At 46.2% G+C, this 15,584-nt stretch carries 14 protein-coding genes; 3 read left to right on the forward strand and 11 right to left on the reverse strand.

Annotated features, from left to right (window positions below; translation table 11 throughout):
- The first annotated feature begins 12 nt into the window (after positions 1-12).
- Entirely contained in the window at positions 13-849 is an 837-nt protein-coding gene (locus tag HII30_RS03775) for a carbohydrate ABC transporter permease (RefSeq protein ID WP_169503639.1), read from the forward strand.
- Between the two features lie 177 nt (positions 850-1,026).
- On the opposite strand, the gene HII30_RS03780 is transcribed toward HII30_RS03775, so the two are convergent.
- Positions 1,027-3,723 (reverse strand): glycosyl hydrolase family 95 catalytic domain-containing protein, encoded by a 2,697-nt coding sequence (locus HII30_RS03780; RefSeq protein ID WP_246245990.1) that lies wholly within the window; start codon positions 3,721-3,723, stop codon positions 1,027-1,029.
- A 160-nt stretch (positions 3,724-3,883) separates the two neighbouring features.
- Between HII30_RS03780 and HII30_RS03785 the strand changes: the two genes are divergently transcribed.
- Complete coding sequence (locus tag HII30_RS03785; protein ID WP_246245992.1) at positions 3,884-4,756, forward strand: AraC family transcriptional regulator; 873 nt, start codon at positions 3,884-3,886, stop codon at positions 4,754-4,756.
- Here HII30_RS03785 and HII30_RS03790 read toward each other — a convergent pair.
- The 5 genes from HII30_RS03790 to HII30_RS03810 all read right to left on the reverse strand — a co-directional run bounded on the left by HII30_RS03790 (position 4,747) and on the right by HII30_RS03810 (position 10,859).
- Positions 4,747-5,499, reverse strand: a complete 753-nt coding sequence (locus tag HII30_RS03790) for a response regulator transcription factor (RefSeq protein WP_169503645.1) — start codon at positions 5,497-5,499, stop codon at positions 4,747-4,749. The genes HII30_RS03785 and HII30_RS03790 overlap by 10 nt on opposite strands.
- Positions 5,477-7,243, reverse strand: coding sequence for a sensor histidine kinase (locus HII30_RS03795; protein WP_169503646.1), 1,767 nt, complete (start codon positions 7,241-7,243; stop codon positions 5,477-5,479). The genes HII30_RS03790 and HII30_RS03795 overlap by 23 nt, the downstream gene beginning before the upstream one ends.
- A 99-nt stretch (positions 7,244-7,342) precedes the next feature.
- Complete coding sequence (locus HII30_RS03800) at positions 7,343-8,920, reverse strand: extracellular solute-binding protein (protein ID WP_169503647.1); 1,578 nt, start codon at positions 8,918-8,920, stop codon at positions 7,343-7,345.
- A 75-nt stretch (positions 8,921-8,995) separates the two neighbouring features.
- Complete coding sequence (locus HII30_RS03805) at positions 8,996-9,877, reverse strand: carbohydrate ABC transporter permease (RefSeq protein ID WP_169503650.1); 882 nt, start codon at positions 9,875-9,877, stop codon at positions 8,996-8,998.
- Positions 9,878-9,908: 31 nt separating this feature from the next.
- The gene (locus HII30_RS03810; protein ID WP_343045056.1) at positions 9,909-10,859 is read right to left on the reverse strand and encodes an ABC transporter permease; all 951 of its coding nucleotides are present in this window, start codon (positions 10,857-10,859) and stop codon (positions 9,909-9,911) included.
- A 423-nt stretch (positions 10,860-11,282) separates the two neighbouring features.
- Here HII30_RS03810 and HII30_RS03815 point away from each other — a divergent pair, with 423 nt between their 5' ends.
- On the forward strand, positions 11,283-12,368 hold the full coding sequence (locus HII30_RS03815; protein WP_169503653.1) for an NAD(P)H-dependent flavin oxidoreductase: 1,086 nt from the start codon (positions 11,283-11,285) through the stop codon (positions 12,366-12,368).
- 233 nt (positions 12,369-12,601) lie between these two features.
- Here the strand turns inward: HII30_RS03815 and HII30_RS03820 are convergent, their stop codons facing one another.
- The 5 genes from HII30_RS03820 to HII30_RS03840 form a co-directional block, all read right to left on the reverse strand.
- Positions 12,602-13,147 (reverse strand): hypothetical protein, encoded by a 546-nt coding sequence (locus HII30_RS03820; RefSeq protein ID WP_169503655.1) that lies wholly within the window; start codon positions 13,145-13,147, stop codon positions 12,602-12,604.
- Between the two features lie 137 nt (positions 13,148-13,284).
- Positions 13,285-13,899 carry a hypothetical protein gene (locus tag HII30_RS03825; RefSeq protein ID WP_169503657.1) on the reverse strand — a complete coding sequence of 205 codons (615 nt, stop codon included), beginning with the start codon at positions 13,897-13,899 and terminating at the stop codon, positions 13,285-13,287.
- A 2-nt stretch (positions 13,900-13,901) separates the two neighbouring features.
- On the reverse strand, positions 13,902-14,417 hold the full coding sequence (locus HII30_RS03830; protein ID WP_211184401.1) for a hypothetical protein: 516 nt from the start codon (positions 14,415-14,417) through the stop codon (positions 13,902-13,904).
- Positions 14,392-14,607, reverse strand: coding sequence for an RHS repeat-associated core domain-containing protein (locus tag HII30_RS03835; RefSeq protein ID WP_169503659.1), 216 nt, complete (start codon positions 14,605-14,607; stop codon positions 14,392-14,394). Before HII30_RS03835 ends, HII30_RS03830 begins: the two co-directional genes overlap by 26 nt.
- Positions 14,582-15,584 (reverse strand): RHS repeat-associated core domain-containing protein (locus HII30_RS03840; RefSeq protein ID WP_169503661.1); only part of this gene is annotated, 1,003 nt, incomplete at its 5' end. The genes HII30_RS03840 and HII30_RS03835, both read right to left, overlap by 26 nt.

A 15,584-nucleotide genomic window follows, 5' to 3' on the forward strand; every position in this document is an offset into this window, starting at 1 on the left:
GAGGATGATCATATGTGGATGAAAATAAGACGTAAACAGCCATTCTTTCAAATTTTTCTCTGGCTCTATGCCTTGGTTTCCGTATATCCTCTGATCTGGATGCTGTTCTATTCCTTCAAGGATAACAATGAAATCTTTGTCACCAATCCGTTCGGCTTCCCGAAGAAGCTAAGGTTCGAAAATTATGTCTCGGCCATGACGGAGTTTAATGTACCCAAGTATTTTCTGAACAGTGTGTTCGTCTCTGTCGTTACGGTCATAGGTACGATCGCGATTGCCCTGCTGTTCGCTTATGCGGTAGCCCGTATGCGGTTTCGCGGCAAGACGCTCGCCCAGATGTATATCGTCATCGGCATGTTTGTTCCGGTACAGGTCATTATGATCCCGCTTGCCATTCTGGTTCGGGACTTTAACCTGACCAATACGTACTGGTCCCTGATTCTGCCCTACATTGCATTTAACGTCTCCTTCTCGACGATGGTGTTCTACGGCTTCTTCCGAAGTGTTCCATTTGATCTGGAGGAAGCGGCATGCATTGACGGCGCGAACATTTACCAGACGTTCTACCGTATCATGCTGCCGCTTGTGACGCCGGCGATCGCGACGATGGTCATCTTCGTCTTCCTGGCCGCCTGGAACGAGTTCCCGATTGCACTCATGCTCATCTCCGATGAGGACTTGAAGACACTGCCCCTCGGCCTCTTGTTCTTCCAGGGCCAGTTCACAACCGACTGGGGTGCCATGGGTGCTGCGATGACCATCGCCTCCCTGCCAACAGTGCTTGTATACATCCTGTTCAGCGAACAGGTAGAAAAAGCGATGACCGTAGGTTCCGCTGTAAAAGGTTAGAACTGCGCGTGAAGTTCATGCAAATACAAAATAAGAGACCGTCCCCCAGATCTCAAGGGACGGTCTCTTTTGCTGTGGTGGTCCATTTATCTCATTATTAAACGTACCGAGACGAGCAGCAGCATAGCAGCCAGCACTTTGACCAAATTCTGAATACATGTGCAGTCACTCCAAAAATCAATTAAAATCTATAATAACATCGGTTCCCTCATGCAGCGTTATTGCGATAAACCTGCCCGTTTCACCGCTCTGCACCTGAGCTTCCTTCCCGTCTACAAATGCTTTTGTCCAAGGAACTCCCGCGCTTAATCGGATCGTGTTCCCGCTTGCCCTCGATTTTAGAACAGCCTTCACTTTCCCTGATGGCATATCCCAGGATAACTGCTTAACCTCCACTTGCGTTCTGGCCATCAATCCTTCGACTGATCCGGCGTTCCAATCGGAAGGCAGTGCCGGAAGTAACTCGATCTCTCCGGTGTTTGAGAACAGCAGCGCTTCATTCACAGCACCGATGACACCAAACGATGTGTCCGTACAATAGCAGTGGTTCCTTCGATTGGTGTCATGATCCGTCATTAAGGAAGCGTAATAACCGGCACCTGCCAGCATAGGCAGCAGGGCGCTAACGACGCCGTCTCCTTTTTTAAGTCGTGCGCTGACCAGAGCCTTATGCATCCATCCATGTCCTGCTGTGGCATCTTCTGTATTGAACTTGTCCCTGTTCTCAAGCGCAGTCTTGGCGGCTGCGGCAAGTGATGGATTGTTTTGCGTTTCATAAGCTGGCCATGCCGGGTACAGATGGCTCAAATGGCGATGGTTATTGTTTTCCGTATATTCGCTCATTGCCCATTCCCGCAAAGCCCCATCCTCATCATATTTATACGCAGGCAATAATCCTAAAAGTTTCTCCCACTTGGCAACGGCTTCTTCATAACCTTCCCGCTTGACGGTTTTCTCCATCGCAATCACCATGAACAAGCCGTCTCTTGCAGCCGAGATATCCATCGTCGCATTTGCTGTAATAGTGCTGTTATAACCAATCGGGTTATTTTCAGGAGAATATCCCGGAATAATCATGTATTTCTCGCCTTCGCGGAGTGAGGTTTTACCGCGCTCATAACAGGCATTCCCACCCAGATCCGTGTAATATTCAGGTGTACAGATCTGCTCCCAGAAGTTAGCCTGCTTTGTCAGCAATGGAAGCAAAATATCCTTCTCCAGATCCAGGTATCCCTTTTCCACTAAATCCGCAAATTCCTCATCAGACAATCCTCCGTCTTGGACACTGAGAAGGGTCTGCAGCTCTTGAATTCGCATCGTATCCACAATAGGAATCTCCATATTACCGTAACACTGCCAGTATTCATAAATCGGCAGCAGACACCAGCTGGCTCCGGCGTTCCAGTATTCAAACGGGTAATCATTGTCATACTCCACATGCATACCGCGGTCGCCGTCGGAGTTCACAGATATCTGAATGGCATCATGCATGCCGTATGCCATTCGAGCATTATATTCGAAATCAGGCAGATTTCTTAAGAAGAAGGCAATATACCCAAGCTGCGCCTGAGTCAAATGCCCTGTATTCATAGCGGCAACCTGCAGATTCACATTCGCATCAAGGGTGTAAATTCCCCGCCAGCCCGGGTTCCATTCACCGGTCCACATCCCGTATAAACGGGGGGCGCTTGATCCGTTGCAGCAAATCATCGCATACCTGCCCTGGTTGTAAATCTGCTCCATAAAAGCATGATTAATTCTAGAATGTGATCGCTGCTGGGTATGCAGCAAAGCCAGATTATCCTGGTCCTTGTCCGCCTCGTCACCAGGTAGAGAGAAGCTTACCGCATTAAATTCAGCAGCATGAAGCTCGGCATGGGGTGAAAGTGCTGCTTGATAATCAAAGCGGCCGTCTGAACTTTTATATTTCTGAGCGACAGCATCCGTATTCGAGAGCAGCTGCTCTAACAATGCGTAGTCGGACATGCCGGCGAACTCTTCCATTGTGCCCATGTCGTATGTTCGGTTGGATTGTGTGATCAGATAAACAGCTTCAGCATCCACAATCTGAATAGCCGGGTTTGGTTCACCACCCACATTCATCGGTTCCTGAGTATCGTCCAGCAGTATTTTTTTCTTGCTCCCATTCATAACGATTACCCTGGTAAGGCCACCATAGCCCCCTTGACTCAGCTCGCTGCCCTCATAAGATGGGTAATGCACCAGCTGGGCAATATATTTCGCTTCGGGATCTACCAGCTTCTTGTAATGAAGTGCGGTTATCTCCGAGGTGCCGTTGTGTGCACGGCTCATATTTGAAATGTCATCGATTGAGATCGTCATATTTATTTTGGATCCGGTAGAGGATTGTTCAAGCTTGGTAATGGTCACATTGTCTGCTCTGGATGTGAATGAAGTCCGGATCCACTGTCCGAATTCATCTCCGTAGCGCACCCCGGTCTCGGCCGTCTCATAATTTGTCCATCGTTCATATCCGTTCACACTGCCCCTGTTCTTCACGGACAAGCGGAGCTGATGGCCCGGATGGTAGCTGTAATAGAAGGTCCGGATTCGGGTAGCGCCTGTATGATCCTTGATCTTCCATTGATCATTGAGATTCAGTACATTCCATCTTGCTTCTTCAAGCTGTCCTGTTAACTCTTCCGGGATTTCTCTCGGATGGCTGGATGGATAGTTAAACCACATGTATTGAAAAATAAAACTGTCATGATAAGGCGAGCCGGATGTAATATAACCATTCTCTCCGTTGCCGCTCACCATACCATCCCGCCATGCATACCCGGGGTTCGACACTGGTACTTCCGTCCAGCCGTAAGCATAGTTCCCTTTTTTGAACAGATGTGCTTCTGACATCATTAATCCCTCGCTTTCCTACATTGGTTGCTTTTCGTATAATTATACCGAGTTATAATCATCGTCGTTATGAGTTGAGACGACCAACTAAACATTGAGGTGTCGCATTATGGCAGAGAAGTTCAGCAAAAGAGACCTTCCCCCCGTTAATATAGGCAATATGGATATCAAGCTTAATTTCGGTCTTTTTGTGCTCAATGTGCTGGATGTAAAGTTCGGCTTGTTTCACAGTTCCATTCGCGAACACAGCCATAGTCATGGCAGCTATGAGCTTCATTACATCCCTGGCGGTCAAGGTACCCTGGTCGCACAGGGACAACGTTATTCTCTGATCCCTGGGACCCTGTTTATGACCGGTCCGGATGTCGCACACGAACAAATCCCGGTGGCAAGTGACCCTATGGCTGAGTACTGCATCTTCTTTCAACTGCTTCCCGGAGATTCAAGACAAATCATCAACAAGCACAGCCATCATCAGCTGCTTTACGAGCTGCTGATCAACCATCCGTTCTGGATCGGACAAGACTGCGAAGATTTGATGACCCTGTTCAATATGCTTGCAGAGGAGCTGTCAGCAAAACGCACCGGATTTCATCACGCAGCAACCAATATCCTTGAAATTATCGTCACCCGGGTGCTTAGACAGTTCTTGGAGCACGATGCATCGCCCAAGGCGGCGGATATTCCTCTTAAAACGCTGGACGACAGCAGACTGCTTACGATTGAAAACAGTTTCCTGTATGAATTCCACTCCATTACATTGAGCCAGCTTGCTTGCAGATTAGGGCTTGGCATAAGACAGACCGAAAGGATCGTACAGAAGCAGTACAACCTCTCCTTTAATGAGAAGAAAAAGCAATCCCGGATGAGTGCTGCAGCACAGCTCCTGAAAACGACAGACCGGGCCATTCATTCCATCGCTGAAGACACTGGATTTGCATCAGCTGAACAGTTCAGCCATGCTTTCAAGCGGTATTTTGGCATGACGGCTACCCAGTACAGATCACGGCATCATGCTGGACTTCATCCTTGAGAGGCCGATTTTCTGTACTCACCAGGGGTGACACCTGCCATTTGCCTGAACACTTTATAGAAGGTACGGCTGTTATCGTAACCGACACATTTAGCAATTTTATCTAATGGCATGTTCTGCGTGCTTTCCAGCAGCTGCTTTGCCTTATCCACACGCACCTGATTCAAGTAGCGGACAAAGGAATTTCCTGTTTCTTTTTTGAACAGGTGACCGGCATAGCTTGGATGCAGATTCAGCTGCTCGGCAATGTCGGGCATAGATATATTCTTCATATAATTCATTTCGATATAGGCTTTCATGAGTGGAATATTCTCGTTTCTGGAGGAATTCACCGGGACATCCGGTGCTGATTGAACCCGATGCTGCTGTTCCTCCATCAGCATCAGGGCAGCCCGCTTGAGCAGCTCGGCAAGCTCCTGCTGATTGACTGGCTTGAGCAAATAATCCACGACCTGCAGCTGAATGGCTTTGCGTGCATATTCGAACACATCATGCCCGGTCAGAATGACGAAGCGTTTCACCTTTTTCAGCTGAGCCTGTCTGATGAACTCCAAACCATCCATACCCGGCATACGGATATCCGTTATGATCAGGTCGGGTTTAAAATAATCGATCTTCTCCAAGGCATCGATTCCATCATCAGCTAATAAAATTTTGCCAAAAGGCGTGTTCTCTTCCTCAATCATATCGCGAATTCCTTCTTGAATGATGGGTTCGTCATCAACAATCATCAGTCGCAGCATGCTGGATCTCCCCCATATACAGAATAAGAGTAAACGTCGTGCCTTCTCCCTCTACACTTGTAACAAGCATCTCGGATTCGCTGCCAAAATAAGCTTTCACGCGTTCTGCCACATTACCAACACCGATACCAGTTCCTTTGGAAGAGGCAAGATCTGCATAGCTGCTGCCGCCCTGAAGCTTCAGCCGGAGACTGGACAGCTTTTTTTCCGGAATTCCTGCCCCGTTATCGGCCACCTGGATTTCCACCGCATCTTCTCTCTTTTTAAAACGTATGGCGATCGTCTTATTTCCTCGGAGATTGGACAGTCCATGGATCATGCTGTTCTCTACCAGCGGCTGTAAAATAAACCTCGGGCACCGGATCGTGAGCAGCTCTTCATCGGCTTCCAATACGAACTCCAGATCTCTCATCCGGATTTGATGGATAGCAATATATGCCTTCACGTGCTGAAGCTCTTCCTGAAGGGTGGTGTGATCCGATTGTGATAAAGAGTAGCGCAGCAAGTTACCCAGGGAATATGCCATATCCGCTACTTTATGATCCTTGTTAGACCTGGCGAGCATCCGCATCGTTTCCAGTGTGTTATATAAAAAATGAGGCTGGATTTGTGCCTGCAGCATTTTGAAATCCGCATCCTTTTTGAGCAGCTCCACCTTCTGGACGTGGTTGATAAGCTCATCGATCCGTTCAATCATGGCATTATAGTTGGAAATGAGAAATCCGATCTCATCCTTGCCCTGTTTCCCTGTGTATGGAATTCCAACGTCATCCAAACCGACTTTTCGCATATGGCGGGACAACAGCAGAACCCGCTTAGTGAGAGAGGACAGCAAGACATAATAAAAGATGGACAGCAGCCCCAGCAGTACAATTCCAGCAGCGGCAAGCCACAGCTTGGTCGATAAGAACCGGAACAGGGCTTCCTGCTTGTTAATCTCAATAATGTTTAGGCCCAGACGCGGCAGATTCACCGAATTGACCATCAGATTTTCTCCATCGACCAAAAATGTATCGTCCCCTCTGTCCGCCACTGAGGCTTGAATGTTCTCAATTACTCCCTCCTGGATGGAGGTGTTTTTAATCGAGCTGTATTCAGTGCCATCCGAGTCCAGCAGGAGCACCGTGTTTTGCGGATGAACCGTTCGAAGCGCTTTCATAAATTCTTCGATGAGCGCGGGGTTCACTCTAATTTCTACAATACCAAGCTCACTTGTATAGGTATCACTATACAGCTTGTGATAGTACACTAATGAAGGCTTATAACCAGCTTGTGCGGAATCTTTCCATAATCCCTTCGCTGGTCGCAGCTGTCTCTGCTCCTCCAGGCTCAGCTTGCTCTCGATCTTCGAATAATCTGCAAATTCAGGAAAAGACAACAGCCGGCTTTGTGTTTTGGGATACACGACCACTTGACTGACCATCGGCTCTCCAAGTGAAGCGAAATCGAAAGCGGGCCGGATTTCCTTAATGTAGGAATAGATAAACTCCCGGTCATCCACATAATCTCCGCGTAAAAAATCGAGCAAAGCGGTATTATTCTGGTAAATCGAATATAACGATTCAATCTTGGACAAGCTCGCATCCAGATTAGCGGCCTGCTGCTCAATATTTTGCTGATTGGTCAGCTGATACTGCGAGATAAACCGTTCATAAAACTGACTATACACGAAAGCGGAAAAAATCAGAAATGGCAGCACAATCAAAAGCAGGTAACCGACCACCATTTTGGTGCTTATACGCATAATTACAATGCTCCCTTTACTAAGACGTTGGAAGCAGGCAAGCTCATATGGAAAGCTGCCCCTTCGGACTAACTTCCATATGAGCTTATAAGCAGCCTTTTATTTCGTCAAGCTTTCATACTTTTCTTTATACGGCTGGTACTGTTCAGTTGCCCAGGCTTCCAGCTTTGCCATCCCGATTTTTTCTGCTTTTGCCAGCATTTCGTCATAAGCTTTTTGAGCTTCAGCTTCTGTAGGTGCCAGATAAACCTTGGTGACTTCCGTTTTAACCATATTTTCAATGTTGGTTTGAATAATCTTTTCCGGTGAATCCGTGTCCGGGTTAATCATGCCGATAGCTGGATTGTAGGTAATAATTTTGGAGTACTCCTTCCCTTGACGAGTCGTTTCCGATCCATCCTTATAGGAGCTCAGTGCCATTCCTACTCCTGTTTCTGTTGGGACACCCCACCAGTAAACACCTTTTTGCTTCAGAACTTCCAGGTCCTGCACATTGTAGTTAAACTCCGGATAACCATCTTCGTTCCAAGTCCAGTCCTGACCTTCAATGCCCCACTGGGCGGTGCGCCATCCTTCTTCCGAGTACAAATATTCCAGGAATTTCACGGTTGCTTCCACATTTTTATTGTCTTTTGTTACATACATGCCAAGTCCGCCAGTTCCGGTACTCGTAACCGAAGCGTCAGGCCCGAGAGGCTCGGCAAGCATCATAAATTCATTCCCTGTGTCTTTGCTGGCAGCATTCAGACGATCTGCCCCTGAATAAGTCCAGGTATAAGCAAACCCCTTACCGGATACCATCATTTGTTCGGTTTCGGATTCATTCTTGTACGCGAAGTTTTCTGAAGTGACAAAACCGTTGCGATACAGACTGTTCATATACAGCATTGATTTTCGAGTAGCGTCCTGTCTGAGATAATATTGTATCTTCCCGTCTTTCTCCGCCAACCCGCCGACTGCACCAAATTGGGTATCGAAATAAGGGCGCTGCCAGTTCGGATTAAGAATGAGCGGACTCATTTCCGGATGTTTCTCCTTCACAGCCGCAAATACCTGATCCAAATCCTCCAGTGACTTGATCTCCGGGTTTCCGAGCTCTTCCATAATATTTTTGTTAAGAACAAGGCCTGGAACCATCATGTGAGCGTAAGGACTTGCCTTCCATTCTTTCTCGGTAGAGAAATCGTTACGGATGGCGTAATAATTGCCGTCACTGACCGTATTTACGAATTCTTTAACCGGGTCAAACTTTACGTCCGGTGCGTATTTCGGGAAAATTTCGTTATAAGGAAGACTGATATTACCATCTGACATCAGCTTAAAGTTAAATGAGAGGACAATATCGGGCAAATCACCGGATGCTACCATCAATGCCAACTGCTTGTCGTCTGTAGCTACCGTAATTTTCGGTTTCACCCCGGTTGCTTCAGTGATTTTCTCCGGTATTTCACCTGTCCAGTCCTGGAACGGATACCATGTCGCATCGACAAACATGGACAGCTCAACTGGCCCATCATTTCCGCTGCTGCCGGCAGGTTCTTCTCCCTTCGTTCCATTATCACTTCCCGTACCTGCATTATTCCCTCCGCCGCCACCGCATCCCGCAAGAGCCGTACCTGCAATTAAAAATACCGCCAACATTACGACAAGAAGCTTACTGTACTTCAACATCTTCATAACCATCCCCCTTTGTCTGAATGTTTATTGTAGGTCACCAGCTCCAATATTGGAGCTGGTGACCGAAAAACCTGATCAGCCTTTTACTGAGCCTAACATCATGCCGGATACAAAATATTTCTGCAAAAACGGGTAAACGGCCAGAATCGGAACAATGGATACGACCATCGCGGTCGCCTGCACCGAGAACGGTGTGACACTGGAGCGTGACATGGCCGCAGCCTGTGCATCACCAGTTGGCACCATGGACTGGTTGATTACCTGCATCATCCGGTACGTCAGGGTGCGAAGCCCTTCATCCTGTACGAAATAGGCCGAATCCAGCCAGGCATTCCACTGTCCTGACCCGATAAATAAAGCCATGGTAGCTAATAAAGGCATCGACACCGGAAGAATGATTTTAATGAAAATTCGCAGCTCTGAAGCTCCGTCAATTCTTGCCGATTCTCTCATTTCTTCCGGAATATCGTTAAAGAAAGAAATAGCGATGAGCAGGAAAAACAAATTCAGCATGCCTGGAATGACGTAAACGCCGAAGGTGTTAATCAGTCCAAGACTTCTTAACACGATGTAGAAGGCAATAATGCCGCCTGAGAAATTCATTGCGATGATGATAATCGTAAAATAGGTTTTGCGGAGGATCAGATCCCGCTTGGCAAGACCGTAAGCGACAAGCCCGGTAAACAGAACCCCTAAGAAGGTACCGACAACCGTACGGAGTACCGAAACACCGAACGCACTGATCCATTTCGCATCTTTCAGAAAATAGAGATAATTTTCGAAAGTGAATTGTCTGGGCCACAGATACATACCGCCTGAAGCGGTGTCGGTACCCGCATTAAATGTGATTAATAAGATATAGTAAAATGGATAAACCGTAACGAAAATAACGACGAGGAGAATTACCGAGATGATTGTGTCCAGCACACGATCCTCCGTTGTTTTTCTTCTGCGCATAAGTAATCACCACCCTTGTATGTCTGGTTCATTAGAACAATCCCTGGCCTGTAAAGCGTTTGGCAAGCGCATTGCTGGAGAAGATCAGGATCACGGATATGACGGACTGCATCAAATCAATCGCTGTAGCGAAGGAGAATCTGCCTTGTGCAAGTCCAATATTAAACGCATACGTCTGAATAATCTGTGATTTTTCACTGTTAATCGTGTTGCCGAGCAGCATGGATTGTTCGAAATTCGAACCGACCAGGCCTCCGCCGAGCATGCTTCCGATCGTCAGAATCAAGACCACGATGGCTGCGCCCTTCAATCCCGGCAGGGTAATATGAATGATCCGTTTGAGGCGTCCCGCCCCATCGATCTCCGCCGCTTCATACAGTGAAGGATCAATGCCGGCAAGTGCTGCAAGGAAAATGATCGTCCACCAGCCTGCTTCCTTCCATACCGCCGTAGATACCGCAAGGCCCCAGAATGCATCCGGATCTGTGAGAATGGACAGCGGTTCTTTAATAATGTTCAGCGAGAGCAGAGCATCATTGACGATTCCGAAGCCTGATGAAAAGAAAGCAAAGGCTATACCGGTTACAACCACCCATGAGATAAAATGCGGCAAATAACTCACCGTCTGCACGAAACGCTTCAAGAAGACATTCTTGACTTCACTCAGGATAATAGCAAAGAGAATCGGAATCGGATACGAAAAAAAGATTTTCAACAAGCTGAGCACCAGCGTATTCCGTACCAGTGTCGGGAAATTGTAGTCGTTAATCAGCTCTTTAAAATGTGCCAGCCCTACCCAGGAGCTGCTGAAAATGCCTTCAATTCCTGAGGATATCTTATAGTTCTTGAAAGCAATGATAATTCCGAACATTGGAATATAACTGAACAGGAATAGGAACAGAAGTCCGATCCAGACAAAGATCTGGAAGGGTAATTGCTTCTTGAACTGTTTCGCAAGTACCGTTTTTTGAATGATGTCCACTTCTCCTTTCAGATATGTCCTGGATGAGTGTGTGCTGCGCAGCATCTCTTGAATTCAATTATAAAAGCGCATACATTTTATGAAAACGGTTCATTTCGCAGAAACTACTGTCCTTTTTCAAGGCGGGCAGGGCGATTAATGATAACGTTTTATCATTAATCATGTTGAGAAAATGAGTGGGGCCAGCCACAAATGCTCCATCGAGTTCATATTGAAGCTCTTTTGCTGCCTGACAATTACTTCCCAGCTTTGCAACTGTCTGAAATATCTTATCTATATATCAAAAATAAGTTATTCTTATCTTACATTCATTCGTAGGTGACCATGGTTTCCTATTAAGGATTAGCGGCATTCCTACAGCTGTAAACATTCGATCACAATCGAAATGTGTTAAAAATAAGAGGCATAATCGAGGTGTTATTCATGTTAAACAATGATACAACGAAGCAATTGAATATTCAGTATCCTATCGTACAAGCTCCGATGGCAGGAGGAATAACCACACCGAATTTTGTGGCTGAGGTTTCAAACAATGGCGGTCTTGGAATGATTGGTGCAGGCTATTTAACGCCGAGTCAAACAAGAGAACAAATTAGGGAAGTCAAGCAGTTAACCTCTAACCCTTTTGGCATTAATTTATTTGTACCTAACCAATTTGAAATTACACACGATACCATCGAATCCGCAAACCGATTGCTGCACTCTATTCATCAACAGTTAAATATAGAAGAATTCGGAATTGAGGTGCCAGAATCCAATCAAATAATGAGAAGTTTTGTTGACCAGCTTCAAGTTGTTATTGAAGAAAATGTGCCCATTTGTTCGTTTACTTTTGGTCTCCCTTCCAAGGAAGTCATTGCTGAGCTTAAACAGCATCAGATCACTGTCATAGGAACCGCTACTACAGTTAGAGAGGCTGTTGAAGTCGAAAACTCTGGAATGGATATGGTTGTTGTTCAAGGCAGTGAAGCAGGGGGACACCGCGGGAATTTCATTGATAATCATGAAGATAGCCTTATCGGTTTAATGTCGCTGATACCTCAAGTCGCTGAATGTGTAAGTATACCTGTTATTGCAGCCGGAGGTATTATGAACGGCAGAGGTGTAATAGCCGCAATGATTTTAGGGGCCGAGGCAGTGCAAATGGGGACAGCCTTCTTAACATGTACAGAAAGCGGAGCTCATGACATTCATAAAGAGGCCATTTTAAATGCACAAGAAGATCAAACCACGTTGACTCGTGCTTTTTCAGGTAAATGGGCACGAGGCATTAAGAACAATTTCATATCAGAAATGAAAGATCATGAACGGTTACTGCCTGACTTTCCAATTCAAAACATGCTGACTCAACGCATTAGAAAAACAGGCAGTGAACAGCGTAATCCAGAATTCATGTCTCTCTGGTCTGGACAGAGCCCTGGGCTCGCACAACATCAAACGGTCAAAAAATTAATGAGAGATATCGTGAGTGAGATGAAAAAATTCAATTTTGCAGATGAATCAATTTAATCTTGAATACGAAGCCGTTTTAAAGCGATCTTTTTGCTCCATTTCGTATAACTCTTGAAGGGAAAACAAGCTCTCGTGTCGAATATATGGCATGGGAGTTCCTCCTTTTTATCTCTGTGTTTTGGTCGTACTTAACACTTTCGAGATTTGGGGAGGTTCTCCTTTTTCTATGCTTGAAAAGTCAGTCAGGTCAAGGCTTAGGAATTATGAAATTGATTCAATTCTCTATGAATCTAACAATCTTCTGGAGTCAGCGGGCTGCCCCAGATGTCGTAGGTGTATTGGTTCAGCTGCATACCATCGGCGGCATACAGCCCCGTGACATCGCCGTGGCCATTGTGCAGGTAGTAGGCTTTGCTGCCGGTTGCGTCCTCGCGGTACAACAGCTGCTCTCCCCGCACATAACGCACCTTGAAGGTGACGGCCCCGCCGCTCACGGTGCCTTCTGCAATAATGTTCATTCCATCGTAATAATAACGCGTCGTGGTGGCAACTCCGCTTACAGTCTCTGTACGTTCCGTCATCAGGCCGTCGCCATTGTACCGGTATGTGACTTCAGCTCCTCCGCGCTGGACGGTACTCAGCTGCTCGGCATCATCATAGGTGTATTCCACATTGTCCGTATGCGGGGACTGGATACTGGGCTGCAGTGTCAGACGGTTGCCCTTCGCATCGTAGCTGAATTGCCCACTTCTGATCCCTTCGGTTCGATAGACGATGTCGCCATTATGATCATGGCCGTATTCATATGTTTCGGCAAATGCGGCTCTCAAAACCATCCCGAAGATAGGTTGTAACCAGCTGTCCGCCAGCCAGCTTGGTCTGGTACAACTGTGAAGATTTTTTTATAAATTGGATAGGTGCAAAAAAAGAGCCTTGAAAGGCATAAAGCCAATCAAGGTCACTATTTAGAAAATCAAAAAGAAGATTGTTTGTTAAAGTAATTAATTGTCAATAAATCCGAAAAATCTTCTGGAACTTTTTTATTTGTATATTGAAGTGGAATTAGTTCATTTATCGCCTTATCAACGGTGCGCCATGTAGATAGCTGTAGTTGGTCTAGCTCATTTCTTGTTGCCAATACACATACTCCATGACTTCGCTCCCCCCAAATAGCCCAACTTTTTGAAGGGGATACCCAAACTACTACATCTGAGTTAAATACAACTGCATCTGCCGGGCTTCCTTCTGGCTCAAGTTCTAAAATACTCCAATAATCGTCAGTAGAACTGGTAGTAGGTATTTTAAACCAACTATAGTATCCAAACTCCTTATAAAAATAGTCAATTGGATTTGGCTCAATGACTGCCATAAGGACGTAAGAATCTGCCGATTGTAATGCTAGGCTCTGAATTGTTTCCCAAAATTCTGCGCTCATAGACCAATCAAATTCTTCAAACACAAACTTATTTAATGGAGGCTGAAAAACTTGATTTGGCAGTCTAAACCCATCAATAATGATTTGATTAATTAACGATTGAAAGATATTAAATTCTTTTTTCTCCTTAATAATCACAGTTTTTTTATTCATTTTTATTTCCCCAGTCTAATTTTAACATCAATTTTTTTACTGCCTTTTTTGTAATAATCTGCGCTCGTTTCACCTGTTGATTTTGCACCTTCTCGTATGGAATATCTCGCTCCGTCTTTCTCATAATTCACTGCTTTCCCATCCTTACTGATCGATCTAGTCCACCCTTCTTCTATTAAGTTCTCCTCAAACTTTTCTCTAGTTACACCAGTTCTTCTGTTATGAAATCGACTAGTTGGTTCTGTTACATCCTTGTACTTGGATGCTTTACCCGCACCCTTGGAAGCAGACTTAGACATCTTGCCATAAGGGCTCATACCAAAAAGAAGTAGTCCTGCCCTAGCAAAATGCTCGGCTGAATAGGGATCTTCCTTACTTACTTCTGCATATTTTCTCAATTCAGTTACTGAACCGTTAGTCCAGTAATCTAATGCAGTATCCCATGATTTATGCTGTTCCTTAATATAAACCCAGCCATTAGAAACATCCTGCTTAAATCCAACCCCATGCTTCTTCAATCCATTCGGGCGCGTATCCTTTGGGATCAATATATCTTAGCGGATTATTCTCCACATACACATATGGATTCAAGCTGCTCGGGCGGTTCATGTACCCTTCAAATCTATCTTCTTGGATAAACCGTCCCAGTCCCGGATAAACCCAGCCATTAGAAACATCCTGCTTAAATCCAACCCCATGCTTCTTCAATCCATTCGGGCGCGTATCCTTTGGGATCAATATATCTCAGCGGATTATTTTCCACATACACATATGGATTCAAGCTGCTCGGGCGGTTCATGTACCCTTCAAATCTATCTTCTTGGATAAACCGTCCCAGTCCCGGATCATACCAGCGGCTTCGCAGATACTGCAGACCCGTGGATTCATCCCAGTACTCGCCGGAGTAGCGGAATGGGTTCTCTACCTGATTCTCTGTTCCAGCTTCCTGATCGCTTTCTGGAAGCGGGCTGCCCCAAATATCATAGGCATATTCACTTAGCAGCGTTCCGTCTGCCTGCCTCAGTGCGGTGATATCGCCGTGTCCATTTTGCAAATAGTAGGCTTTGCCCTCGGCATCTTCCCGGTAAATGAGCTGTGCACCGCGCACATAGCGGGCTTTAAAGGTCACCTGCCCGGCATGGACAGTGCCTTCTGCTACTATGTTCATTCCATCGTAATAATAACGCGTCGTGCTGGCAACTCCGCTTACAGTCTCTGTACGCTCGGTCATCAGGCCGTCGCCGTTGTACCTGTATGTGACCTCGGCTCCTCCGCGCTGGACGGTACTCAGCTGCTCGGCATCATCATAGGTGTATTCCACATTGTCCGTATGCGGGGACTGGATACTGGACTGCAGGGTCAGGCGGTTGCCCTTCGCATCGTAGGTATAGATCTCACTGCCTTCTGTGCTGGTGAGAATCCGGTTCAACGCATCGTAAGTGAATTCACCGTTGGTTGTTCCCTCACTCCGACTGATAATATTATCGTTATCATCATGGCCGTATTCATAGGTTTCGGTAAATGCGGGTCCCGATTGGGTCAGCGTGCTCAGACGGCCAAAACCATCCCGAAGATAGGTGGTCATTAGCTGTCCGTCAGCCAGCTTGGTCTGGTACAGCTGTGATGATTTTTTATAATTCGGATCTGTAGTGTCCAGGTTATCCCGATAGATATATTCCGCTTCC

It is taken from the genome of Paenibacillus lemnae (assembly GCF_012933385.1).
Lineage (GTDB): Bacteria > Bacillota > Bacilli > Paenibacillales > Paenibacillaceae > Paenibacillus_AQ > Paenibacillus_AQ lemnae.

Coding starts and splice junctions, on each gene's coding strand:
- HII30_RS03825 (WP_169503657.1), bottom strand. CDS start 13,899: ATGAATAAAAAAACTGTGATTATTAAGGAGAAAAAAGAATTTAATATC.
- HII30_RS03785 (WP_246245992.1), top strand. CDS start 3,884: ATGGATATCAAGCTTAATTTCGGTCTTTTTGTGCTCAATGTGCTGGAT.
- HII30_RS03805 (WP_169503650.1), bottom strand. CDS start 9,877: ATGCGCAGAAGAAAAACAACGGAGGATCGTGTGCTGGACACAATCATC.
- HII30_RS03790 (WP_169503645.1), bottom strand. CDS start 5,499: ATGCTGCGACTGATGATTGTTGATGACGAACCCATCATTCAAGAAGGA.
- HII30_RS03775 (WP_169503639.1), top strand. CDS start 13: ATGTGGATGAAAATAAGACGTAAACAGCCATTCTTTCAAATTTTTCTC.
- HII30_RS03795 (WP_169503646.1), bottom strand. CDS start 7,243: ATGCGTATAAGCACCAAAATGGTGGTCGGTTACCTGCTTTTGATTGTG.
- HII30_RS03820 (WP_169503655.1), bottom strand. CDS start 13,147: ATGGTTTTGAGAGCCGCATTTGCCGAAACATATGAATACGGCCATGAT.
- HII30_RS03815 (WP_169503653.1), top strand. CDS start 11,283: ATGTTAAACAATGATACAACGAAGCAATTGAATATTCAGTATCCTATC.
- HII30_RS03800 (WP_169503647.1), bottom strand. CDS start 8,920: ATGAAGATGTTGAAGTACAGTAAGCTTCTTGTCGTAATGTTGGCGGTA.
- HII30_RS03780 (WP_246245990.1), bottom strand. CDS start 3,723: ATGTCAGAAGCACATCTGTTCAAAAAAGGGAACTATGCTTACGGCTGG.